The organism is Actinosynnema pretiosum, from assembly GCF_024171695.1.
Lineage (GTDB): Bacteria > Actinomycetota > Actinomycetes > Mycobacteriales > Pseudonocardiaceae > Actinosynnema > Actinosynnema pretiosum.
The window spans coordinates 29,592-51,797 of the sequence record NZ_JAMTCF010000026.1; the positions used below are offsets into that span (position 1 = coordinate 29,592).

Genomic DNA, 22,206 nt, shown 5'->3' on the forward strand with positions numbered 1-22,206 from the left:
CCCCGGTCACGCTCCGCCGACCACCTTGCCTACCATCGGTTCGTGTCCGCACCGTCCTGGTTCACCTCTTTCCTGCGCTCAGGCCAGCGCTCGTTCGCCATCGCGGCCGTCCTCGCCCAGGCAGGCATCACCGTCACGGGGTCGATCGTCCGCGTGACCGGCTCCGGCCTGGGCTGCCCCACGTGGCCCCAGTGCTTCGAGGGCAGCTTCACCCCCGTCGAGCACCCCGAAGTGGCCGCGCTGCACCAGTGGGTGGAGTTCGGCAACCGGACGCTCACCGGTGTCATCACGATCATCACGGCGCTGACCGTGCTGGCCGCCTGGTTCGACCGGCCGCGCCGCCCCCGCGTGCTCAAGCTGGCCGTCGTCCAGCTCGGCGGCGTGGTCGTGCAGGCCGTCGTCGGCGGCATCACCGTGCTCACCGGCCTGGCCTGGTGGACGGTGAGCGTGCACTTCCTGATCTCGCTCGTCCTGGTCTGGTACGCGGTGTTCCTGGTGGGCGCGCTGCGCGAGGGCGACGCACCGCCCCGCCCGCTGCTGCCGCGCCCCCTGATGGCCCTCCAGAGCGTCCAGGTGGGCGTGCTGGGCCTGCTGCTCGTCGCGGGCACCTTCACCACCGCCGCGGGCCCCCACGCGGGCGACGCGGACACCCCGCGCCTCCAGGTGGACATCGAGACCGTCGCGCAGCTGCACGCCGACCTGCTGTTCCTGTTCCTGGGGATGCTGATCGCGCTCGGCTTCGCGCTGCACTTCCACCTCAGGGCCGCGCGCAAGCGCTACTGGCTGCTGGTGGCCGCCGTGCTCGCCCAGGGCACGTCCGGCATGGTCCAGTACTTCCTCGGCATCCCCGAGGCCCTGGTGTCGCTGCACGTGCTCGGCTCGGCCGTGGTGGTCGTCGCGACCGCCGGGCTGTGGCTGGTGACGCGCGTCCGCGACGCCGAGGCCACCGGTGGCGGCGGCCCCGACGACGACGGGGATCAGCGCGAGGGCCTGCGCTCCCAGAGCGAGGGCAGCTCCGTGGCCAGCCACGCGTAGAGGTCGTCCACGGCGCGCAGCCTGACCGCCCGCTCCGGGTCGCCGCTCATCAGCCGCATCCCGGACTCGGTCAGCTCGCGCACGCTGACCAGCGCGTCCAGCTTCCGCTGCACCAGGTCCGCCCAGCGCTTCTCGTCGATGCGGTACTGGGCGGCCTGGCGCCCCCTCCGGGTGCGCTTGGTCACCAGCCCCGCGTTGACGAGGAACTTCAGGTTCGTGCTGATGGAACCGCTGCTGGCTTCCAGCTCCTGGGACAGCTCGGCCGCCGTCCGCTCGCTGGGCTGGCACACCAGCAGGTAGCCGAGGATGCGCCCGCCGATCAGCGGGATGCCCTCCTCGGCGAAGTGGGCGGCGAACCGCTCGATCCACGCGGCCAGCCGCGCTTCCCGTCCCGCGCTCATGCGACCCCCTGCCCTTCGGTCAACACTGAAGGCATAGTAGGTCGCAGGTGGATCTTGGGGCAAAGGGCGCGCCGGTCCGGCGGAGATCGCTCTGCGCGAAACTCACCCGGACGAGCGACCCACCGGGGTGCGCGGCGAGGGGCCGCGAGACCGGTCGGCGACCGGCCGCGCGCCCGCTCAGAGCCTGCGCAACCCGGCGAGCACCCGCTCCATCAGGCCCATGTTCGGCTGGTCGCCGTCCTCGGACGAGATCGTCTGGTGCACGTCGATCAGCCCGCGCTCGGCCATGTCGCCGAGCAGGACCTTCGCCACGCCCAGCGGCACCTTCAGCAGCGCGGCGATCTCGGCCACGGACCGGGGCCTGCCGCACAGCGCGATCACCTCCTGGTGCTCGGCCTTCATGCCGAGCGCCGCCGGGTGGTCCCACTCGGCCGCCGAGACCAGGGTCTCCAGCTCCAGCTGGTAGGTGGAGGTGGTGCGCCCGCCGGTCCACGAGTAGGCGCGCACGATCGAGGGCGCGTCCTCGTGCTCACCCGCGTCGGGGTGAACGGCGTCGGCGTGACCGGACCCCTGGTGGGCGGCCTCCGGGTAACCGGGCTCGGGGTACCCCGCGTCGCCGTAGGCCGCGTCGCCGTGCCCCGCGTACCCCGGCTCCGCGTACCCGCGCTCGTACCCCGGCGCGTCGCCGTACTCCGCCTCGGAGTACGGGTAGTCCCCGTACTCCGGGCGGTCGTTCGCCTGCTCGGCCTCGGGCGCCCGCTCGGGCCGCCGGGGGCGGCGCGCCGCCCGGTCCGGCGCGGCCTCGCGCTCCGGCTTGTTCGGGCGTGATGAGCTGAAGCTGAAGCCGTTGAGCAGATCGGCGAACGACTGTTTGCCTGACTGGGACTCCGGATCGCTGCTCATCTGCTCCACCTCAAGCCGAAGGACGGGCCATGATCCGCTTGGCGTCGTGGATCTGCGCGCGCAGCTCCGGGGTCAGCAGCTGGCCGACCTGCTCGACCACCACGGTCATCTCGTAGGCCACCTGGCCGACGTCGGCGTCCGGCGCGGCCAGCACCGCGAGGCACGAGCCGTCCCGGATCGACATCAGCAGCATGATCCCGTGCTGCATCTCGACCACCGAGCGCTTGACGCCGCCCCCGTCGAAGCAGCGCGCCGCCGAGTCGGTCAGGCTCGACACACCGGCCGCGATGGCCGCCAACTGGTCCGCCCGGTCCTCGGGAAGCCCCTCGGAGGCGGTCAGCAGCAGACCGTCCACCGAGATCACCACCGCGTGGGCGACACCGGGCACCCGGTCGGCGAAGTTGGACACCAGCCAACCGAACCGATCGACCTGCCCAGCCCTCTGCGCGCTCATTGTTCGGTCTCCCGCCCCGTTCTGTTGTCCCCAGCCTGCCGAACACCTTGCCGGACGCCGGTCTGGTAGTTGGCCAGGAACCCGCGTGTCGCGTTCGGGTCCCTCCGTACGGGTGGGGGCGCAGCGCTCTCGCCCTCAGCCCGCGCGGGCCGCTCGGTGACCAGGTTCGCGTCCAGGTTGGTGCGCGGTTTGCGCTTGGGCAGCTCCGCCCCTGCGGCTGTCACGTGTCGGGACGGTACCTCTTCGGCCGAAATAGCGGGAGGCTGCGTCTGCCTGGCGGGTGACGGCGCGCCGAAGAACTGCGCGGTGACCCGGCCGGGCGCATATCCACCCTCGGCCGGAGGGGCCGTCGGCGGCGCGGCGGGCGGGGCCGGGGGCGGCGCCACGGGGGTGGCGTCGGCGCTCTGCCCCTTCGGGCGCTTGGAGAACCACGTCGAACCGCCCTGCGTGGCCTCTGGCTGCCGGAACGGGTCGGTCGCGGAGCGCGACGGGGGCGTCGCGGTGCGCTTGGGCAGCTCCCCGCCGGGCGGGGTCTCGACCCGCCGGGGCGGCGCGGGCGGCTCGTCGTCGACGCGCCGCTCGTCCGCCCTCGGGTCGGCGGCCGGGGCGGAGGTGTCCGCCGAGAAGGAGAACGAGTCGTCCATCACGAACTGCTCGGCGCGCGGCGCGCGAGCGGGCTCGGGCCTGCTCGGCGGGGCCGGGTCGAGCGCGCGGCCGGCGAACGCGGCCCAGCCGCTCTCGCCCGCCGGTGCGCCGCCCGGCTGGGCCGTGCCGTTCTGGGCCGTCCCGTTCTGGGCCGTCCCGTTCTGGACCGTGCCGTTCTGGGCGGCGCCGGTGTGCGCGGTCCCGTTCGTGCCGAACGCGGTCCCGTTCTGGGCCGTCCCGTTCTGGAGGGCGTCGCGCACGACGTTGCTCTGCAGCGCGCTGCTCTGGCCGCGCTCCAGCTCGGCGGCGGGCCTGCGGGCGGCGGGCAGCTGGCCGGTCCCGGCCGGGCGGACCAGCTCGGAGGGCACCGCCACGACGGCGCGCACGCCGTCCCGGTCCGCCCCCTGCTCGCGCAGCACCACCTGGATGCCGTGCCTGCCCGCGAGCCTGCCGACCACGTACAGGCCGAGCTGGCGGGACGCGGACAGCTCGGCGGTGTCGTCCAGGGCCGCCGTGACGATCTTGCGGTTGGCCTCGGCCATGCCCTCCTCGGTGAGGCCGACGCCCTGGTCGACCACGTCCACGAGGACGCCGCCGCCGGGCCGGGGCCGACCGCTGACGATGACCTGGGTGCCGGGCGGGGAGAACGCGGTCGCGTTGTCCAGCAGCTCCGCGACGAGCCGGACCAGGTCGCCCGCCGCGTAGCCGACCACGTCGACCGGCGGGGTGGTCTGCACCATCACCCGGTGGTACTGCTCGATCTCGGACCCGGCGGCGCGCAGCACGTCGGCCAGCGGCACCGGCCGGGTGAACCGGCGGGCCACGTCGCTGCCGGAGAGCACCATCAGGTTCTCGTTGTTGCGGCGCATCCGGGTCGCCAGGTTGTCCAGCTTGAACAGGTTCGCCAGCTGGTCGGGGTTCTCCTCCTGGCGCTCCATCTCCTCCATGAGCTTGAGCTGGCGCTCGACCAGGCCCTGGCTCCGGCGGGAGAGGTTGATGAACGCGTTGCGCATCCCGGCGCGCAGCTCGGCCTGCTCGGCCGCGGAGCTGACGGCCTGGCTGTGCACGGCGTCGAACGCGCGGGCCAGCTGGCCGAACTCCTCGGTGGTGTGCACCGGCACCGGCTCGATCTCCGTGCGCACGCCGCCCTCGCGCAGCTGGGTGACCAGCTCGGGCAGGCGGTTGTCCGCGACGTCGAGTGCGGCCACCCGCAGGGTGCGCAGCGAGCGCAGCAGGTAGCTGCCGACGACGAAGCCGATGGCGCCCGCGGAGAACAGCGAGGCGAGCAGGATGACCGAGGCCACGCCCGCGCGGTCGCTGGTGGAGTCCTGGAGCCTGGCGGAGGCGCGCAGCAGCTCGCCGCCGAGGCGGGACATGACGACCTCGATGCGGGACAGCGTCGAGCTGGAGGCGGTGTTCCAGTCCTTGACCGGCACCTGGGTGCGCACGGTGCCGGGGTCGGTGCGCACGCCCTGGAGGAGCCGGTTGCGGGTGTCGACCTCGGGGCCGGCGACGGTGCTGCGGAAGTCGGCCTGCTGGTCGGCGGTGGCCACGGCGGTGAACTCGGCGACCTTGTCCTGGAAGCGGGTCCAGGACTGCTCCAGCATGGTCTTCTCGGTGTCCAGCAGGCCCCGGCGGCTCACGCCCGCGAGCACGGTGGCCTGCTGCCAGGAGACCTGCTCGCCGGTCATGGCCAGGTTGTGCAGGGCGTTCGCCGTGCCGGTGAGCGAGGCGTCGCCGAAGTCGCCGACCATGGCCTGGTCGAAGTCGGTGAGGGAGCGGATGACGACCGAGTAGGCGCCGATGCCGCCCGCGAGGTCGACGGTGCCGCTGGCGACCCGGTCGCGCAGCTGCGGCAGGCCGTCGAGCTGGACCAGCGCGTCGCGGTAGCGGGCCTCGGCGACGGGGCCGAGCGTCGGGGTGTTGCGGACCAGGTCGCGCACGGCGTTGGCGGCGCGGTCGGTCTCGTTGGTGACCGCGTCGAAGTTGCGCTTGTCCACGCTCGCGCCCTCGGAGCGCTGGGCGGACAGCGCCCGCTCGTCCTGGACGCTCGCGACCAGCGGGGTGAGCCCCGCGCGCAGCGACACCAGCCGCTGCATGTTCGCGTAGCCGTCGGCGGTGCGCACGTCGGTCCTGATCTGCATCAGGCCCGAGCCGAGCGCGACGAGCACGGGTACCGCGAGGACGGCGGCCAGCTTGACCGGCAGCCGCCAATTCCGCCAGTCGGCGACGGCGGTCCGCCATTGCCTGCGCGTGCTGTTGTCGCCAGTCACCAAGCAGCCCCGGAGTTTCTTATGGTCGATTCACCGCACAGCCAAAACCACGCCGACCTTTACGGCAGGCGGGGAAGGCTGCTGCGAGATAGTAGGTCGTGAACGCCCGAACGACAACGACCAGCCGTCAGGATCTCAACCGTTCGGCGGATCACACTATGTGAGAAATTTTCGAGAAGCCCCGTTTGTGCGGGTCAGAACCCGCTGGTGTTAACAGATACGACACGCTCGGCGACACTCCGCACAGGCCGTTGGCCAGCCGACCGGACGCGGTTACGCTGAGCGCCCGCAGCCGCCGTGCAGCCGCACGGGCCCGTGCCGCGAATCCGCGTGGAGGATTGATGACCAAGGCGTTTCCGCCACCGGTGGAATCCCGGCACCAGCGGGCGGACGCGCGGGGATTCGCCACTTTCGACGATCCCGCACCCGCCCTGCTCGTCGACGAGGACGGCAATCCGGATTACGTCGCGATTCAGCAGAGCGAGGATTTCCGGGAACTGCGCAGGCGCACCGCGCTGTTCGTCGTGCCCGCCATCCTGGGATTCCTCGCGTGGTACCTCGCGTACGTGGGCCTGTCCGCGTTCGCGCCCGACTTCATGGCCACCAGGGTGTTCGGCGTGGTCAACGTCGGCCTGCTGCTCGGCCTGCTCCAGTTCGTCACCACCATCGCCCTGACCTTGGGCTACTCCCGATACGCCAGGCTCCGGCTGGACCCCAGGGTCGCCGCGGTCCGCGAGCTGACCGACGAGGACGGCAACTGATGGGCGCCAACACGGCGGTCAACCTGGGCGTGTTCGGCGTCTTCGTGCTGATCACGCTGTTCGTGGTGTACCGGGCGGGCACCCGGAACGCGAGCGCTTCCGACTACTACGCCGCGGGGAGCAGCTTCACCGGCTCGCAGAACGGCGTCGCGCTCTCCGGCGACTTCCTTTCCGCCGCGTCGTTCCTGGGCATTTCCGGGAGCATCGCGGTGAACGGGTACGACGGGTTCCTGTACTCCATCGGCTGGGTCGTGTCCTGGTTGGTGGGGCTGATGCTCATCGCCGAGCGGCTGCGCAACACCGGCCGGTTCACCCTCGGGGACGTGCTGGCGTTCCGGATGCGCCAGCGGCCCGTCCGCGCGGCCACCGCCAACGTGACCCTCGTCATCTCGCTCTTCTACATGATCGCGCAGATGGCGGGCGCGGGCGCGCTCGTCTCGCTGCTGCTGGACGTGCAGAACGAGGCGGGGCAGGCGCTGGTCATCGCGGTCGTCGGCGTCGTCATGGTGCTGTACGTGCTGGTCGGCGGCATGAAGGGCACGACCTGGGTGCAGATCATCAAGGGCGTCCTGCTGCTGCTGTGCGTCACCATGCTGACGGTGTTCCTGCTCGGCAAGTTCGGGTTCAGCCTGTCGGCGCTGCTGGAGACCGCGAGCAGGCGCTCCCCGCTCGGCGACGAGGTGCTCGCGCCCGGCGCCCGCTACGGCGGCTCCGCGATCGCGCACATGGACTTCATCTCGCTGGCGCTGGCGCTGGTGCTGGGCACCGCGAGCCTGCCGCACGTGCTGATGCGCTTCTACACGGTGCCGAACGCGCGCGAGGCGCGGCGCTCGGTGGTCTGGGCGACCTCGCTGATGGCCACGTTCTACCTGTGCACGCTGGTCATCGGGTTCGGCGCGCTGGCCCTGGTCGGCGAGGACGCGATCAGCAAGGCGCCGGGCGGCGAGAACTCGGCCGCGCCGCTGCTGGCGTTCCACATCGGCGGGACGGTGCTGCTGGGCATCGTGTGCGCGGTGGCGTTCGCGACGATCCTGGCGGTGGTCGCCGGGCTGACCATGACCGCGTCGGCCTCGTTCGCGCACGACGTGTACGCGAACGTCATCAAGCGCGGGCAGGCCGACCCCCGGTCCGAGGTGCGGGTCGCCCGGCTGACCGCCGTGGTGGTCGGCGTGCTGGCGATCGGCGGCGGCATCGTGGCCAACGGGCAGAACGTGGCGTTCCTGGTGGCGCTGGCGTTCGCGCTGGCCGCGTCGGCGAACCTGTCCACGATCGTGTACTCGATGTTCTGGAAGCGGTTCAACACGAACGGGACGCTGTGGGCGCTGTACGGCGGCCTGGGGTCGTGCGTGGTGCTGATCGCGTTCTCCCCGGCCGTGTCCGGGTCGCCGACGTCGATCTTCCCCGGCGTGGACTTCCACTGGTTCCCGCTGGACAACCCCGGCCTGGTGTCGATCCCGCTGTCGTTCCTGTGCGGGTGGCTCGGCACGATCCTGTCGAAGGAGAAGGCCGACCCGGCGAAGCAGGCCGAGATGGAGGTCCGGTCGCTGACCGGGATCGGGTCCGGGTTGCAGCCCTGATCCGGTGAGCAGCCCTGATCGGGTGAACTGACGACGGTGGCCCGCGCCTGGGGAGGCGCGGGCCACCGGTCGTCCGGGGGTCGGTCAGCCCGCCAGCGCGGCCCTGACCGCCGAGGCGAAGCGGAGCGGCGCGCCCGCGTCGGCCTGGCGGAAGCCCAGCGACGGCTCGACCAGCTCCAGCTCCAGCAGCAGCGGCGCTCCCCCCGGACCGGGGATCAGGTCGACCCGCGCGTACAGCAGCTCCGAGCGGCGCAGCCCGCAGCGGTCGGTCGCGGCGTCCAGCACGTCCTCGGCCAGCCGCCGGTACGCGGGGGGCGGGGTGGACGGGCCGAGCCGCTCCAGGACGTACAGGCCGGTCTCGTCGTAGACCGCGTCCTCGGTGAGCATCGCGCCCTTGGTGAACGCGTGCGAGTAGCGGCCCGCGAAGAACACCAGCGCCGTCTCGCCCGCGCTGTCCACCCCGGACTGGTAGGGCTGCACCAGCGCGGGCGCGGCCAGCTCGGCCAGGTGCCGCTCGGCGGTCGCCACGTCGTTCGGGGCGATCCGCAGCGCGCCGCGCGAGCCGGAGCCCACGGTCGGCTTCACCACGAACTCGACGTCGCGCGGCCAGTCGGCGAACCCGGCGGTCGCCAGCGCGGTGGGCACCACGGCGACCCCGTCCGAGGCCAGGTCGACCAGGTAGGCCTTGTCCGCGTTCCAGCGGACCACGGGGGCCGGGTTGGCCAGCGCGGGCAGCGAGTCGACCCACGGCAGGAAGGCGTCCAGCTTCTCCGGGTAGTCCCACGGGGTGCGCAGCACGACGAGGTCGGCGGCGGCTGCGGCCTCGCCCGCGTCCGGGCCGTCCCAGACCGAGTAGCTCGCGTGCACGCCGAGGTCGGCCAGCGCGCCGACCAGGGGCGCGTCGTCGACGTCGCCGTCCGCCAGCCGCTCGCAGGTGCTGAGGACGACCTTCACCGGCGGGCCATCTTCCTGCGGTGGCCGGGGCCGATCTTCAGCGCGTCGCTGGTCTCGCGGTCCCACTCGGCCGCGTCCAGGTCCGCGACGGCCTCGACGACCTTCTCGGCGGTCTCGACGTCCGGCAGGACCAGGTCGCCCATGGCGCCGTCCGCGCCGACCAGCACGACCCGCGCGCCCGCCCGCCCGATGTTCTCCACGACGGCGCGCGAGGGCTTGCCGTGGGCCGCCACGAAAGCCGACGCCGCCCGGACGCCTCCAGCGATCTTCTTGTCCTCTGCCACGCCCGCCAGGGTAGGTGCTGCGGGTAATTTCCGTGCACGTGACCGAATCCACGACCCACGCCCAGCTCGTCGACGGCTTCCTCCGCTGGCACTTCGACGCCAACCCCGGTTCGGCGGCCATGCTCGGCTCGCTCGACCACGACCGGACGCTCGGCGACTTCACCGCCGAGGCGTTCCTGGCGCAGGAGCGGCAGGCCCGGACCTGGCTCGACCGGTTCACCGAGGCCACCCCGACCGACCCGGCCGACGCGGTGGACCGGGCGCTGGTGGTGTCGGTGCTGCGCGGGGCGCGCGCCAAGGCCGAGTGGCCCGCGTGGCGGCGCGACCCGTCCACCTACACCGGCGCGGTGCTGTTCCCGCTGTTCTCCGCGTTCCTGAACCGGTTGCGGCCCGAGGCCGAGCTGGTCGACGCGGTGCTGGCCAGGCTCGCCGAGGTGCCGTCGGTGCTGGCCGCGTGCCGGGCGAACCTGTCGCCGGAGCTGGCCTCGCCCAAGATCGTGCTGCGGGGCGCGGCGCAGGCCCGCGCCGGGCGGGCGTTCCTGACCGGGACGCTGCCCTCCGAGGTGGCGGACGCGGACCTGCGGGCGCGGGTCGCGCAGGCGGCCGAGCCCGCGGCGGTGGCGTTCGACGAGCTGGCGGCGTTCCTGGAGTCGTTCGCGGAGACCGCGCGCGGGAACTGGCGGATGGGCGAGGAGCTGTACTCGCGGCTGCTGACCGAGCAGGAGCTGCTCGGCTACGGGGCCTCGGAGCTGCACGAGCGCGGCAGGTCCGCGTACGCGGAGCTGGAGGCCGAGATGCGGGCGCTGGCCGGGGCCGACGACTGGCACTCGGTGATGCTCGCGCTGCAGGAGGACCACCCGCCGACGCCGGAGGCGATGCGCGCGGAGTACGAGGCGGAGACGCGGCGGGCGCGGGAGTTCCTGGTGGAGCGGGGGCTGGTGACGCTGGCCGACGGCGAGGAGTGCCGGGTGGTGCCCTCCCCCGCGTTCCAGCGGCCGGTGCTGTCGGTGGCCTCGTACATGCAGCCGCCGCCGCTGACCGACTCGCGGCTCGGGCACTTCTTCGTGCCCACCCCGCCGGAGGAGTTCACCGCCGACCAGGTCGCGCAGCGGCTGCGCACCAACTCGCGGTCGCAGCTGGCCACGATCGCGGTGCACGAGGCGTACCCCGGCCACCACTGGCACCTGTCGTGGCTGGCGACGCAGGACCGGACCGTGCGCAAGGTGTTCCGGACGCCGTACTTCTCCGAGGGCTGGGCGCTGTACTCGGAGAAGCTGCTGCGCGAGCAGGGGTACTTCACCGAGCGGGCGCAGGAGCTGGCGCACGTGGAGGCGCGGCTGTTCCGGGCGGCGCGGATGGTGGTGGACACGGCGCTGCACTGCGGCGACATGACCGCGGCGCAGGCCGAGGAGTTCATGGTGACGAAGGCGTCGCTGACGCCGGGCACCGCCGAGGGCGAGGTGACCCGGTACTGCGCGTGGCCGACGCAGGCGCCGTCCTACCTGACCGGGGCGCTGGAGATCGAGCGGATCCGGGGCGAGTACCTGGACGAGGGGCGCGGGACGCTGCGGGAGTTCCACGACCTGATCGCCGGGTCGGGCGCGCTGCCGCTGGGGTTGGCGCGGCAGGTCGTGCTGGGGCGGTAGCGCCCGGTGGGTGGGACCGGTGGTCGCGCGGGAACAGGGCGGCCACCGGTCGCGCTGGAGGGCGTGTGGCCGCGTTCGCGCGGTGTGGTCGGCGGTGCCGAGAGCTGTGAAGTCCCGTTAGCTGAAGTCCTGAGAGCACGGAGGTGCGGTAATGCCCAAGGCGGTCCTGGTTCGCGCGCACGGCGGGTCCGACGCGCTGGAGCACGCCGAGGTCGGGCCACTGGAGGCGGGCGCCGGTCAGGTGCTGGTCGACGTGGCCGCGGCGGGGGTCAACTACATCGACACCTACCACCGGTCGGGCCTGTACCCGGTGCCGCTGCCGTTCGGGCTCGGCCAGGAGGGCTCCGGCCGGGTGCGGGCGGTCGGCGAGGGCGTCGACGGGGTCGCGGTGGGCGACCGGGTGGCCTGGTACTCGGCGGCGGGCAGCTACGCCGAGCAGGTCGTGCTGCCCGAGGTCTCGGTGGTGCCGGTGCCCGAGGGGGTGTCGGACGACGTGGCGGCGGCGCTGCTGCTCCAGGGGTTGACCGCGCACTACCTGGTCGCGTCGACCTACCCGGTTCAGGAGGGCGACGCGGTGCTCGTGCACGCGGCGGCGGGCGGGGTCGGGCTGCTGCTGACCCAGCTGGCGAAGGCGCGCGGCGGGCGGGTGATCGCGACGGTGTCCACCGACGCGAAGGCGGAGCTGGCGCGCGGGGCGGGCGCGGACGAGGTGGTCCGGTACGACCGGGAGGACTTCGCCGCGCGGGTGCGCGAGCTGACCGGCGGCGAGGGCGTGGCGGCGGTGTACGACGGCGTCGGGCGCAGCACGTTCGACGGCAGCCTGGCCAGCCTGCGCGTGCGCGGGGTGCTGGCGCTGTACGGCGCGGCGAGCGGCCCGGTGCCGCCGGTGGACCCGCAGCGGCTGAACGCGGCCGGTTCGGTGTTCCTGACCCGGCCGACCCTGGCCGCGCACGTGCTGAAGGCCGAGGAGCGCGCGTGGCGGACCGGGGAGCTGTTCGCGGCGGTGCGGGAGGGGAAGCTGGACGTGCGGATCGGCGGCCGGTACCCGCTGGCCGACGCGGCTCGGGCGCACGACGACCTGGAGGGGCGCAGGACCACCGGGAAGCTGCTGCTGATCCCGTGACGGGCTGATCCGCCCCGCTCAGAGTCAGGACGCGGGAGAGCCCCGGCAGCCTCGTGCCGGGGCTCTCCCGCGTGTTGGGCCGTTCGGGTGCTCTCGGGACTACTTGACGCTGACCGCGTCCACCACGAACAGCAGCGTCTCGCCGCCCTTGATGCCCTGGTTGCCCTGCGGGCCGTAGCCGAGGTCGGACGGGATGACCAGCAGGCGGCGACCGCCCTCCTTGATGCCGACCAGGCCCTGGTTCCAGCCCGTGATGACCGGGGCGTTGCCCAGGTCCTCGACGTCGAAGGTGGCGCCGCGCTCGAAGGACGAGTCGGCGGTCTTGCCGTCGCTGAAGGTCACCAGCTCGTAGTTGACGGTCACCGTGGAGCCCTGCTTGGCCTCGGCGCCCTCGCCCTCCTTGAGGTCGCGGGTGAGCAGGCCGTCCTGCGGGGCGCAGTCCCGGGGGACGGTGATGGTCGGCTTCTGGCCGAACTCGCCGCCGACCTGGTACTGCTCCGGCTGGCAGGGCGGGCCGGAGGGCTTGCTGACCTTGTTGCCGCCGGTCTGCGCGGCGGGCGCGGTGGCGGCGGGGGTGTTCTCCCCGGTCTGGGTGGACGGGCGGTCGCTGGGGGTGCAGGCGGTCAGCGCCACTCCGGCGGACAGCAAGGACACGAGAGCCAGGGCCGATCGGCCGACGGTACGCATGGTCGTCGAGCTTATGGGGCGCGTCCGGGGACGTCTCGCCCAGGTCACCCGCGCAGGGTGGTCGGGCGGTCGGGAAAATTCACTGAAAATGTCCAACCAAATACGCCTTCCGCAAAACTGCGGCCCCGCGTACAGTTGCTTCCCGCGTCAACCATAACACCACGCGGCACTGATCCGTTCGTGTGCCGACCAAGGAGGTGACACCGTGTCGGCGGAGCCTGACGGCGTCCGCATGAAGCTGTTGGTGGAATTGTTCTGGACCCGGACCGGGCTTCTCCTGCTGATACTCGTGACCACTTCCGGGGTCTCGATGGTGATTTCCAGCGGGATGGAACAGGGCACGGCCAGGAACCTGGTCGCCTCGCTGGGCGCCAGCACGATGGTGTCCGCGGTCGTCGGGTTCACCCAGACGCTCGTGACCAGCACGGCCACCCGCCGCGCCATGGTCGACCCGGTGGTCGCGGAGAGCCGGAAGGCGCTGCGCGAGCTGACCGACGAGTACCGCGCGCTGGACCGCGAGTTCTTCCCCAGCCACGTGTTCGAGCCGACGGCCAGGCCGGACCCCGCGTTCAACCAGCTCATGATGCAGGACCTGGAGCGCACCAGGCTGTACTGCTTCCGCGGGTTCGCGGGGCGCTACGCCGCGTCCCGCCTGCTGCTGGCCAAGTCCGAGTGCGAGCTGCGCGTGGTGCTCGCCGACCCGGCCGACGAGGACGCGATCACCGGCAGGGCCAGGTACCTGCTGCGCAACGCGGGTTCCGACGGCGACTACGACACCATCCGCGCCGACCTGCGCGAGCAGGTCGCGGTCGGCCTGGTGGGCCTGTTCCTGGCGCGGGGGCGGGCCAGCCGGATCGACGTGACCATCGTGTCCGACCCGCCGCTGGACCGGCTGGAGCTGTTCGACGACAGCGCCTGGCTGACCCTGTACACCGGGACCGCTTCCGGTTCGATGCGGCTCTACCCGCGCACGCTGAGGTTCTCCGAGGGCTCCTTTCTCTACGGGATGGAAAGGGCCGAGTTCCTCAGGATCAGCAATTCCAAGGCGGGGTTCCACTTCTCGCTGACTCCCGCGACCACTCGGGCTGACTTCTTCGCGCTCTTCGAGAAGATCACCGGGACCGCATTGACGGAACCGGCGTTCGACGCACTGGAGGCGAAGTTCCACCACTTCCGCCGGGAATTCTCCGCCTCTGCTCAGTTGGGGAGCTGATAAGCAGTGCAGACCCACACCACCGGGTTCTCCGCCCTCGCGGAACTCGCCGCCCTCGTCTCGGACGACCACCCACCCGGCCCCGCGAACTGGGACCGGGTCGCGGAGTGCTTCTCCGCGTGGGCCTGCGCTCCGGGGCTGCGCGAGCGGGTGCGCGAGGACCTGCGCTCGCTCGGCCCGAGGGAGGAGATGCGCGTGGTGGCCCGGTCCCGCGAGACGACGACGCACTTCGCCTGGTGCCTGCGGGACGAGCCCGCCGAGCCGTTCACGTTCTGGCTGCACGAGTACAAGCCGCAGCGGGACTGGCGGCCGGGCTACGCCGACTCCGTCCACAACCACCGCTACCACTTCTGCACGGTCATCCTGTCCGGCGGCTACCTGCACGAGCGCTACCGCGTGCGGCTGGCGCCCGAGGGCACGGCGATCTCCGAGGTCGCCCCGCTGCGCAGCGCCGACTGCCGGGCCGGGGTGTCCGGGACCATGCTGGCGCACGAGTTCCACCGCATCCCGCGCGCGATCGACGGGACGATGACGTTCCTGGTCAAGTCGCGGGCGGTGAGCCCGTGGAGCCTGTCCTACGACCCCGGCACCGGGACCAGCCACCGGCACGTGCCGGTGGAGGCGCGCTGGGAGGTGCTGACCGGGAGGTTGTGACACGCGTTCACCTCGTCGGGCTTCACCCGTGCGGGGCTGCCCGGTTCCGGAGCGTTTCCACCCGGCCGGGCCACCCCGCCGCCGGACCGTTCCCCGTGCTGGGCGGCGGTCCTGCGCCCCGGACGCGCGGCCCCCTCCCCCGCGCGACCGGTCCGGGGGCCCGACCCGCCCCGCCGAGCGGGCGCTCTTCGGGCACCCTGAGGGCTCGCGCGCCGCCATACCATCGGCCCACCCGGCTCTGGGAGGGTCCGATGAGGATGATCACTGCTGTTTCCACCGAGGTCGTGGAGAAGCGCGTGTGGCGGTTGTGCCAGGACCACGCGGCGAACCTCCAGTTCCACGGCTGGCACCACGTGAGCTTCGTGCGCGACAAGGCCGTGCTGTTCGCGGGGCGCAACGGGGCGGACGTGGCGCTGGTCGAGGTGGCCGCGCTGGTGCACGACGTCAACTACGTGGTGCGCCGCAACTCGCTGCCCGTGGACGGGCGGGAGCTGCGGATGGAGATCCTGGCGGACGCCGGGGTGCCCGACGAGGCGGCGCTGCGGGTCGACGAGGTGGTCGAGGAGGCGGAGATGCGCACCCGCGACCGGTGGATCTCGGTCGAGGCGCAGGCGCTGTCCGACGCCGACACCCTGTTCAAGGCGTTACCGGTGACCCCGGTCGTGCTGGCGCCGAAGTACCTGCTGGAGAACGGCATCACGCTCCGCCAGCTCGCGCACAAGATCGTCGGCGAGCAGCGGTCCAAGCACGACGAGGGGTACTACTTCTACGACCCCCAGGCCGCCGCCCTGTACTCCAGGTGGGCGAGCGCGAACCTGGAGCTGTGGCAGTGCATCGTCGAGTCGCTGGACGACCCGACCGTGGAGGAGCTGCTGGCAGCGGTGCCCTAAACCTGCCACAACGAAGTTTTTCAAGATTTTCTCGAAAACCTCCGTAAGAGCCCGGCCGCTCGCGCGTCCCCCTACCGCCAGAGGGTGAGCCGCGGTCGGGCGTGGAGGTGTCTCGGGTATGGAATTCACCGGTGAGAGGGCGGTCGGTGCTCCTCGCCAGCGCGAGCGCGCGGCGAGACCGGTCGGCGCGGCGGCGGCCCGCGCCGCGTTAGCCGTGTCGAGGAGCGACGTGACGGCGGCCGTGGCGGGCGACCGCGCGGCCGTGGAGAGGCTGCTGGGCGTGCTGCGCCCGCTGATCGTGAAGTACTGCCGCGCACGCGTCGGCGGCGCCTACGCCACCGCCGACGACGTGGCGCAGGAGGTGTGCCTGGCGGTGCTGAAGGCGCTGCCGAACTACCAGGACCAGGGACGCCCGTTCCTGGCCTTCGTGTACGGCATCGCCGCCCACAAGGTGGCGGACGTGCACCGCTTCGCGGCGCGCAACCGCGCGGAGCCGGTGGCGGAGCTGCCGGACAAGCCGGAGTCGTCGGCGGGTCCGGAGGCGCGGGCACTGCAGGGCGAGGTGTCGGAGCAGATGGCGGAGCTGCTGCGGGTGCTGCCGGAGAAGCAGCGGGAGATCCTGCTGCTGCGGGTGGTGGTGGGGATGTCGGCGGAGGAGACGGCGCACGCGGTGCGCTCCACGCCGGGCGCGGTGCGCGTGGCGCAGCACCGGGCGCTGGCGCGGCTGCGGGTGGCGCTGGCGGGCGGGGCGTCGTCGGTGCTGGCTTGAGGGGGCGGTGTTCCGCGCGGGTGACCTCGGGCAGGGGTGGCGCGCGGGGGCGGACGCGGGGCCGGGCGTCATCGGCGCCGGTTTGAGGTTGGGGCGGGGGCGGCTGCCAGCGGGGCAGGTGGGGTGAGGGGGTTCGGGGGCTGACGCTCAGCGCCAGCGAGGGCCGCGCGGGGCGGGCGCGCTGCGGGCATCGGCGCCGGGCGCGGGCGAAGGGGCGGGACGAACGACGGCGTGGGCGCCGCGCGTGGGGACGCGCGGACGGGCGAGGGGTGTGGGACGAGGGCTTGGGCGGGACGCCGGGCAGGACGGCGACCCGCCCGTTGGGCTGTCCGGGGCGGGGACGGGAGCGCTGGTCGGGAACGGGGGACTTGCCAGGGAACGGGGGTCTTGCCAGGGGGCGAGGGACGCGGAGTGCGGAGCGGGGCGCGGGCGGGGCACAAGGCGCTGGGCGGGCAGGGCAGGACGAGGCGCTGGGAGCTGGCGGGGCAGGCACGGACGGGCGCGATTCCCAGTCCTGCGGCTCGGGAGCGCCCAAGGCGCGCCGAGGGGCGTGCCCGGTCGGCGGGGCTTGCGGGAGAGCCTGCCCGCTTGGCGATCGGCGGGGCTTGCCGAGAGGGCCTGCCCGGTTGGCCGTCGACGGGACTTGCGAAGGGGCCTGCCTGCTTGGCGATCGGCAGGCCTCGCGGACAGGGCGTCCAGGCGCGCCCCAAACGCCGGGGTCGGGGGTCTCAGACCCGGCTTCGACGGCGTGCGGACGCACGCGGGCCGAGGCCGTTCAGCCGCTCCCCCGGTCCGCGTGGCCGCCCGCGCGCTGCCCCGTTCGCCCGGCAGCGCGGCGCGGGCGCGGCGGGATTCCTCCCGGCCAGTGGCAGGACCTGCGCGAACAGCGCGCCCGGCGCCCCGCCGGACCGCGCGGGACGGGCTTCGGGGTCCGGGGGCGGGCAGTGCGGGGAGCGCACCCCGGCGGCTGAACCGCCCGGAACTGTCGGTCCCCGCCCCTACCCTCCAGCCCATGGGAGTCTCGCTCTACTACGCCGCCACCCGCGCCACCCCGCTCACCGACGCCGAGCGCGCCGCCGTCGACGCGATCGTCACCCGGTGGAACGACACCGCCCCCTACCCGGACGACGAGGAGGGCCTCTACCTCTACCCCGTCGACGGCGCCGTGCTGAACGGCTCCACCAAGCTCCCCTTCGAGCTCGACCGCACCGTCCCCTCGCTCGTGCACTGGCAGGCCGCCGTCACCGAGCTGCGCCGCGCCCTCCCCGACGCCGACTGGCGGGTCACCGTCGACGACGGGGACGTGCCGTGGACCGACGAGCACGGGTACACCAACCCGGCGCTCGCGGAGCTCGACCTGACCGCCCTGCTCGCCGAGGACCTGAAGAACCCCTGAAACCCCGGCCGCCCCGAAACCCGCGAGAACCCCCGGAAAAGCAGCGGGCCGGGGCCCGGAAACCCGGACCCCGGCCCTCGCCGGGCGCTAGCCCTGGATCAGAACGGCCACCCGAGGACCGGCAGCCCCACCACCGCGTCCACGGCCAGGCCGCAGAACACCAGGGTCAGGTACAGGTTCGACATGTGGAAGAACTTCATCGTGTTGGTCGACCCGCCCTTGCGGACCACCCCGTGCAGCCGGTGCGCGAACACCCCGAACCACACGCCCGACGCCAGCGCGACGCCCACGTAGATCCAGCTCGTCACCGGCGCCAGCAGCAGGCTGCACAGCACGGTCGCCCAGGAGTAGATGACGATCTGCCTGGTCACCTGCTGCGCGGTGGCCACGACGGGGAGCATCGGCACGCCCGCCCGCGCGTAGTCCTCCTTGAACTTCATCGCGAGCGCCCAGGTGTGCGGCGGCGTCCAGAAGAAGATCACGCCGAACATCGCCAGCGCGGGCAGCTCCACCGTGCCGGTGACGGCCGACCAGCCGATGACCACCGGCATGCAGCCCGCGAGGCCGCCCCAGATGATGTTCTGGGAGGTCCGGCGCTTGAGCACCAGCGTGTACACGAAGATGTAGAACAGGATCGTCGCGACCGCGAACACCGCGGACATCAGGTTCGTGGTGATCCACAGGAACGCGAACGAGACGACGCCGAGCACGACGCCGAAGATCAGCGCGTTGCGCGGTGGGATCGAGTTCTTGGCGAGCGGCCTGCTGCCCGTCCGCTTCATCACCGAGTCGATGTCGGCGTCGATGTAGCAGTTCAGGGCGTTGGCGCTGCCCGCGGCGAGCGTTCCGCCCGCGAGCGTGCACGCGATGAGCCACAGCGGCGGCAGCCCGCGCTCGGCGAGCAGCATCGCCGGGATGGTGGTGATCAGCAGCAGCTCGATCACCCTGGGCTTCGTCAGCGCGACGTACGCGCCGACGACCTGCCGCGGACTCCGCGCAGGGGCCTGCGCAACGGCACTCATCGCAGGGCGCTCCTCTGTCAGATCGGGGATGAACGGATCGTAACCGCGAGGTGTGGCGCCGGCCCTTTCGGGTAGGTGGTGACCAGGGGCACTCAAGCGCGAACACGCCCTGTGCGATCACGCACAGCGGATCTGCGCGCGTTCGGTGGCACATGCGCCCGAACAGCGGACTAGGCTGGTCGGAGGATGAGCAAAAACCGCGGATAGGCCCTGACGGGATCGATTGAGAAGCCTTGTCTGTGGACCGCCGCCCGCACTGAGACTGGAGCTGGAATCTCCGTGTCCGATGACATCACCCGGCTGACCGAGGCCACCGTCCCCGCCGACTGGACCGCGCTGGACAAGCGCGCCGTCGACACCGCGCGTGTCCTCGCCGCCGACGCCGTCCAGAAGGTCGGCAACGGCCACCCCGGCACCGCGATGAGCCTCGCCCCCGTGGCCTACTCGCTGTTCCAGCGGGTGATGCGCCACGACCCGGCCGACGCCGACTGGATCGGCCGCGACCGCTTCGTGCTGTCGGCGGGTCACTCCAGCCTGACGCTGTACATCCAGCTGTACCTGGCGGGCTACGGCCTGGAGCTGGACGACCTGAAGGCGCTGCGCACCTGGGGTTCCAAGACCCCCGGCCACCCGGAGCACCGCCACACCCCCGGTGTGGAGATCACCACCGGACCGCTGGGCCAAGGCCTCGCCTCGGCCGTGGGCATGGCGATGGCCGCCCGCCGCGAGCGCGGCCTGTTCGACCCGGAGGCCCCGGCGGGCGAGAGCCCGTTCGACCACCAGGTCTACGTGATCGCCTCCGACGGCGACATCGAAGAGGGCGTCACCTCCGAGGCCTCGTCGATCGCGGGCCACCAGCAGCTGGGCAACCTCACGCTGATCTACGACGACAACAAGATCTCGATCGAGGACGACACCGCGATCGCGCTGTCCGAGGACACCGCCAAGCGCTACGAGGCGTACGGCTGGCACGTGCAGGTCGTGGAGTCCGGCGAGAACATCTCCGGCATCCTGGCCGCGCTGGAGGCCGCCCGCGCCGAGACGGCCCGCCCGTCGCTGGTCGTGCTGCGCACGATCATCGGCTTCCCGGCGCCGAACAAGATGAACACCGGCAAGATCCACGGCTCCGCGCTGGGCGACGCCGAGGTGGCCGAGGTCAAGAAGGCGCTGGGCTTCGACCCGGAGCAGACCTTCGAGGTCTCGGACGAGGTGATCAACCACACCCGCTCGGTCATCAAGCGCGGCGAGGCCGCCAAGGCCGAGTGGCAGAAGTCCTTCGACGCGTGGGCGGCGGCGAACCCGGAGCGCAAGGCGCTGCTGGACCGCCTGATCGGCCGCGACCTGCCCGAGGGCTGGACCGACGCGCTGCCCGTGTGGGAGCCGGACGCCAAGGGCGTCGCGACCCGCAAGGCCTCCGGCGACGTGCTGTCCGCGCTGGCCCCGGTCCTGCCGGAGCTGTGGGGCGGTTCGGCCGACCTGGCCGAGTCGAACAACACCACGATGAAGGGCGCGGACTCGTTCGGCCCGGAGAGCTCCTCCACGAGCACGTGGAGCGCGAACCCGTACGGCCGCACGCTGCACTTCGGCATCCGCGAGCACGCGATGGGCTCGATCCTCAACGGCATCGCGCTGCACGGCCCGACCCGCCCGTACGGCGGCACGTTCCTGGTGTTCAGCGACTACATGCGCCCGGCCGTGCGGCTGGCCGCGCTGATGAAGTCCGCCGTCACCTACGTGTGGACGCACGACTCCATCGGCCTCGGCGAGGACGGCCCGACGCACCAGCCGATCGAGCACCTGGCCGCGCTGCGCGCGATCCCCGGTCTCGCGGTGGTGCGCCCCGGCGACGCCAACGAGACCTCGGCGTCCTGGCGGGCGATCATCGAGAACCCGACCGGTCCGGCGGGCCTCGCGCTGACCAGGCAGAACCTCCCGGTGCTGGAAGGCACCAAGGAGAAGGCCGCCGAGGGCGTCGCCAAGGGCGGCTACGTGCTGGAGGACGCCTCCACCGGGACCCCCGAGGTCGTGCTGATCGCCACCGGCTCCGAGCTGCAGATGGCGGTCGAGGCGCGGAAGGTCCTGGAGGCCGACGGCGTTGCAGCGCGTGTGGTGTCCATGCCGTGCGTCGAGTGGTTCGACGCCCAGGACGAGGCGTACCGCGAGTCGGTCATCCCGTCCTCGGTGAAGGCGCGCGTCGTGGTCGAGGCAGGCATCGCCCAGCCGTGGCACCGGTTCACCGGTGACGCGGGCGAGATCGTCTCGATCGAGCACTTCGGCGCCTCCGCCGACTACCAGACGCTGTTCCGCGAGTTCGGCTTCACGACCGAGAACGTCGTGGCCGCCGCCCGCCGGTCGCTGGACGCCACCCGCTGACCGACGACTCTTTTTCTAGGGGAGAAGCGAACATGACTGCGAAACCGCTGGCCGACCTCAGCGCCGCCGGTGTGTCGATCTGGCTCGACGACCTGTCGCGCGAGCGGCTGGACTCGGGCAACCTGGCCGGGCTGATCGCGGACAAGGCCGTGGTGGGCGTGACCACCAACCCGACGATCTTCGCCGGCGCCCTGTCCAAGGGCGACGCCTACGACGCGCAGGTGCGCGAGCTGGCCGCGCGCGGCGCCGACACCGAGGCCGTGGTGCGCGAGACCACCACGACCGACGTGCGCAACGCCTGCGACCTGTTCCGCGACGTCTACGCCAAGTCGAACGGCGTCGACGGCCGGGTGTCCATCGAGGTGGACCCGCGCCTGGCCAAGGACACCGACAAGACCGCCGCCGAGGCGCTCGACCTGTGGAAGGCCGTCGACCGGCCGAACCTCATGGTCAAGATCCCCGGCACGGTCGAGGGCCTGCCCGCGATCACCAAGACGCTCGGCGAGGGCGTCAGCGTGAACGTGACGCTGATCTTCAGCACCGAGCGCTACCGCGCGGTGATGGACGCCTACCTGGCGGGCCTGGAGCTGGCCAAGTCCAACGGCCACGACCTGCGCACCATCCACTCGGTGGCGTCGTTCTTCGTGTCCCGCGTGGACAGCGAGATCGACAAGCGGCTGTCCGCGATCGGCACCGACGAGGCCAAGTCCCTGCTGGGCAAGGCCGCGATCGCGAACGCCGTGCTGGCCTACGCCGCCTACCAGGAGGTGTTCTCCGGCCCGCGCTGGGAGGCCCTCGCGGCGGACGGCGCGAACGCGCAGCGCCCGCTGTGGGCGTCGACCGGCGTGAAGGACCCGAACTACTCCGACACCCGGTACGTCGACCAGCTGGTCGTCGACGGCGTGGTCAACACCATGCCGGAGAAGACCCTGGACGCGGTCGCCGACCACGGTCAGATCACCGGTGACACGGTCACCGGCAAGGCCGACGAGGCGCAGGCCGTGTTCGACGCGATCGCGGCGGCGGGCGTCGACGTGACCGACGTCTTCGTCACGCTGGAGACCGAGGGCGTCGACAAGTTCGAGAAGTCCTGGGCCGAGCTGCTGGAGACCGTCACCGGTCAGCTGGAGAAGGCGAAGGGCTGAC

General features: G+C 72.5%; 20 protein-coding genes. 12 read left to right on the forward strand and 8 right to left on the reverse strand.

Annotated elements, in window-relative coordinates; translation table 11 throughout:
* The first annotated feature begins 42 nt into the window (after nucleotides 1-42).
* A complete protein-coding gene (locus tag LV78_RS36320) occupies nucleotides 43-1,035 on the forward strand; it encodes a COX15/CtaA family protein (RefSeq protein WP_253850636.1) in 993 nt (330 codons plus the stop codon).
* On the opposite strand, the gene LV78_RS36325 is transcribed toward LV78_RS36320, so the two are convergent.
* From LV78_RS36325 to LV78_RS36340, 4 genes are all read right to left on the reverse strand, one after another.
* Nucleotides 978-1,436 carry a GbsR/MarR family transcriptional regulator gene (locus LV78_RS36325; protein WP_015803876.1) on the reverse strand — a complete coding sequence of 153 codons (459 nt, stop codon included), beginning with the start codon at nucleotides 1,434-1,436 and terminating at the stop codon, nucleotides 978-980. The genes LV78_RS36320 and LV78_RS36325 overlap by 58 nt on opposite strands.
* 177 nt (nucleotides 1,437-1,613) lie before the next feature.
* Nucleotides 1,614-2,339 (reverse strand): DUF742 domain-containing protein, encoded by a 726-nt coding sequence (locus LV78_RS36330; protein WP_253850637.1) that lies wholly within the window; start codon nucleotides 2,337-2,339, stop codon nucleotides 1,614-1,616.
* A 10-nt stretch (nucleotides 2,340-2,349) separates the two neighbouring features.
* Nucleotides 2,350-2,793, reverse strand: coding sequence for a roadblock/LC7 domain-containing protein (locus tag LV78_RS36335; protein WP_253850638.1), 444 nt, complete (start codon nucleotides 2,791-2,793; stop codon nucleotides 2,350-2,352).
* A complete protein-coding gene (locus tag LV78_RS36340) occupies nucleotides 2,790-5,711 on the reverse strand; it encodes a sensor histidine kinase (protein ID WP_253850639.1) in 2,922 nt (973 codons plus the stop codon). The genes LV78_RS36335 and LV78_RS36340 overlap by 4 nt, the downstream gene beginning before the upstream one ends.
* 341 nt (nucleotides 5,712-6,052) lie before the next feature.
* On the opposite strand from LV78_RS36340, the gene LV78_RS36345 reads away from it, so the two are divergent.
* Both LV78_RS36345 and LV78_RS36350 read left to right on the forward strand, forming a co-directional pair.
* Nucleotides 6,053-6,472, forward strand: a complete 420-nt coding sequence (locus LV78_RS36345; RefSeq protein WP_253850640.1) for a DUF485 domain-containing protein — start codon at nucleotides 6,053-6,055, stop codon at nucleotides 6,470-6,472.
* Nucleotides 6,472-8,049, forward strand: a complete 1,578-nt coding sequence (locus LV78_RS36350; protein WP_253850641.1) for a monocarboxylic acid transporter — start codon at nucleotides 6,472-6,474, stop codon at nucleotides 8,047-8,049. Before LV78_RS36345 ends, LV78_RS36350 begins: the two co-directional genes overlap by 1 nt.
* 84 nt (nucleotides 8,050-8,133) lie before the next feature.
* Here LV78_RS36350 and LV78_RS36355 read toward each other — a convergent pair whose 3' ends face one another.
* Nucleotides 8,134-9,003, reverse strand: a complete 870-nt coding sequence (locus LV78_RS36355) for an ATP-grasp domain-containing protein (RefSeq protein WP_253850642.1) — start codon at nucleotides 9,001-9,003, stop codon at nucleotides 8,134-8,136.
* Nucleotides 9,000-9,287, reverse strand: a complete 288-nt coding sequence (locus tag LV78_RS36360) for a hypothetical protein (protein WP_253850643.1) — start codon at nucleotides 9,285-9,287, stop codon at nucleotides 9,000-9,002. Before LV78_RS36360 ends, LV78_RS36355 begins: the two co-directional genes overlap by 4 nt.
* A gap of 38 nt (nucleotides 9,288-9,325) precedes the next feature.
* Between LV78_RS36360 and LV78_RS36365 the strand changes: the two genes are divergently transcribed.
* Together LV78_RS36365 and LV78_RS36370 are read left to right on the forward strand one after the other, a co-directional pair.
* Nucleotides 9,326-10,933, forward strand: a complete 1,608-nt coding sequence (locus LV78_RS36365) for a DUF885 domain-containing protein (protein WP_253850644.1) — start codon at nucleotides 9,326-9,328, stop codon at nucleotides 10,931-10,933.
* A 151-nt stretch (nucleotides 10,934-11,084) separates the two neighbouring features.
* Nucleotides 11,085-12,056, forward strand: a complete 972-nt coding sequence (locus LV78_RS36370; RefSeq protein WP_253850645.1) for a quinone oxidoreductase family protein — start codon at nucleotides 11,085-11,087, stop codon at nucleotides 12,054-12,056.
* A gap of 99 nt (nucleotides 12,057-12,155) precedes the next feature.
* On the opposite strand, the gene LV78_RS36375 is transcribed toward LV78_RS36370, so the two are convergent.
* On the reverse strand, nucleotides 12,156-12,710 hold the full coding sequence (locus tag LV78_RS36375) for an FKBP-type peptidyl-prolyl cis-trans isomerase (RefSeq protein ID WP_253850646.1): 555 nt from the start codon (nucleotides 12,708-12,710) through the stop codon (nucleotides 12,156-12,158).
* A gap of 238 nt (nucleotides 12,711-12,948) precedes the next feature.
* On the opposite strand from LV78_RS36375, the gene LV78_RS36380 reads away from it, so the two are divergent.
* The 5 genes from LV78_RS36380 to LV78_RS36400 all read left to right on the forward strand — a co-directional run bounded on the left by LV78_RS36380 (nucleotide 12,949) and on the right by LV78_RS36400 (nucleotide 17,665).
* Entirely contained in the window at nucleotides 12,949-13,956 is a 1,008-nt protein-coding gene (locus tag LV78_RS36380) for a hypothetical protein (RefSeq protein WP_372495026.1), read from the forward strand.
* Nucleotides 13,957-13,962: 6 nt separating this feature from the next.
* A complete protein-coding gene (locus tag LV78_RS36385) occupies nucleotides 13,963-14,610 on the forward strand; it encodes a hypothetical protein (protein ID WP_253850647.1) in 648 nt (215 codons plus the stop codon).
* 251 nt (nucleotides 14,611-14,861) lie between these two features.
* Entirely contained in the window at nucleotides 14,862-15,500 is a 639-nt protein-coding gene (locus tag LV78_RS36390) for an HD domain-containing protein (RefSeq protein ID WP_015803889.1), read from the forward strand.
* Nucleotides 15,501-15,618: 118 nt separating this feature from the next.
* A complete protein-coding gene (locus LV78_RS36395) occupies nucleotides 15,619-16,269 on the forward strand; it encodes a sigma-70 family RNA polymerase sigma factor (RefSeq protein WP_253850648.1) in 651 nt (216 codons plus the stop codon).
* Between the two features lie 1,012 nt (nucleotides 16,270-17,281).
* Nucleotides 17,282-17,665 (forward strand): hypothetical protein, encoded by a 384-nt coding sequence (locus LV78_RS36400; protein ID WP_253850649.1) that lies wholly within the window; start codon nucleotides 17,282-17,284, stop codon nucleotides 17,663-17,665.
* A 98-nt stretch (nucleotides 17,666-17,763) separates the two neighbouring features.
* Here the strand turns inward: LV78_RS36400 and LV78_RS36405 are convergent, their stop codons facing one another.
* Entirely contained in the window at nucleotides 17,764-18,687 is a 924-nt protein-coding gene (locus LV78_RS36405; RefSeq protein ID WP_253850650.1) for a heme o synthase, read from the reverse strand.
* Nucleotides 18,688-18,960: 273 nt separating this feature from the next.
* Here LV78_RS36405 and tkt point away from each other — a divergent pair, with 273 nt between their 5' ends.
* Entirely contained in the window at nucleotides 18,961-21,060 is a 2,100-nt protein-coding gene (tkt, locus tag LV78_RS36410) for a transketolase (protein ID WP_253850729.1), read from the forward strand.
* A 32-nt stretch (nucleotides 21,061-21,092) separates the two neighbouring features.
* Nucleotides 21,093-22,205, forward strand: a complete 1,113-nt coding sequence (gene tal / locus LV78_RS36415) for a transaldolase (RefSeq protein WP_015803894.1) — start codon at nucleotides 21,093-21,095, stop codon at nucleotides 22,203-22,205.
* Nucleotide 22,206 lies beyond the last annotated feature (1 nt).

Bases quoted from the DNA above. Each gene is read 5' to 3' on its own strand.
- LV78_RS36325 (WP_015803876.1), bottom strand. From the start codon at position 1,436: ATGAGCGCGGGACGGGAAGCGCGGCTGGCCGCGTGGATCGAGCGGTTC.
- LV78_RS36330 (WP_253850637.1), bottom strand. From the start codon at position 2,339: ATGAGCAGCGATCCGGAGTCCCAGTCAGGCAAACAGTCGTTCGCCGAT.
- LV78_RS36335 (WP_253850638.1), bottom strand. From the start codon at position 2,793: ATGAGCGCGCAGAGGGCTGGGCAGGTCGATCGGTTCGGTTGGCTGGTG.
- LV78_RS36345 (WP_253850640.1), top strand. From the start codon at position 6,053: ATGACCAAGGCGTTTCCGCCACCGGTGGAATCCCGGCACCAGCGGGCG.
- LV78_RS36350 (WP_253850641.1), top strand. From the start codon at position 6,472: ATGGGCGCCAACACGGCGGTCAACCTGGGCGTGTTCGGCGTCTTCGTG.
- LV78_RS36370 (WP_253850645.1), top strand. From the start codon at position 11,085: ATGCCCAAGGCGGTCCTGGTTCGCGCGCACGGCGGGTCCGACGCGCTG.
- LV78_RS36390 (WP_015803889.1), top strand. From the start codon at position 14,862: ATGAGGATGATCACTGCTGTTTCCACCGAGGTCGTGGAGAAGCGCGTG.
- LV78_RS36395 (WP_253850648.1), top strand. From the start codon at position 15,619: ATGGAATTCACCGGTGAGAGGGCGGTCGGTGCTCCTCGCCAGCGCGAG.
- LV78_RS36400 (WP_253850649.1), top strand. From the start codon at position 17,282: ATGGGAGTCTCGCTCTACTACGCCGCCACCCGCGCCACCCCGCTCACC.
- LV78_RS36405 (WP_253850650.1), bottom strand. From the start codon at position 18,687: ATGAGTGCCGTTGCGCAGGCCCCTGCGCGGAGTCCGCGGCAGGTCGTC.
- tal (WP_015803894.1), top strand. From the start codon at position 21,093: ATGACTGCGAAACCGCTGGCCGACCTCAGCGCCGCCGGTGTGTCGATC.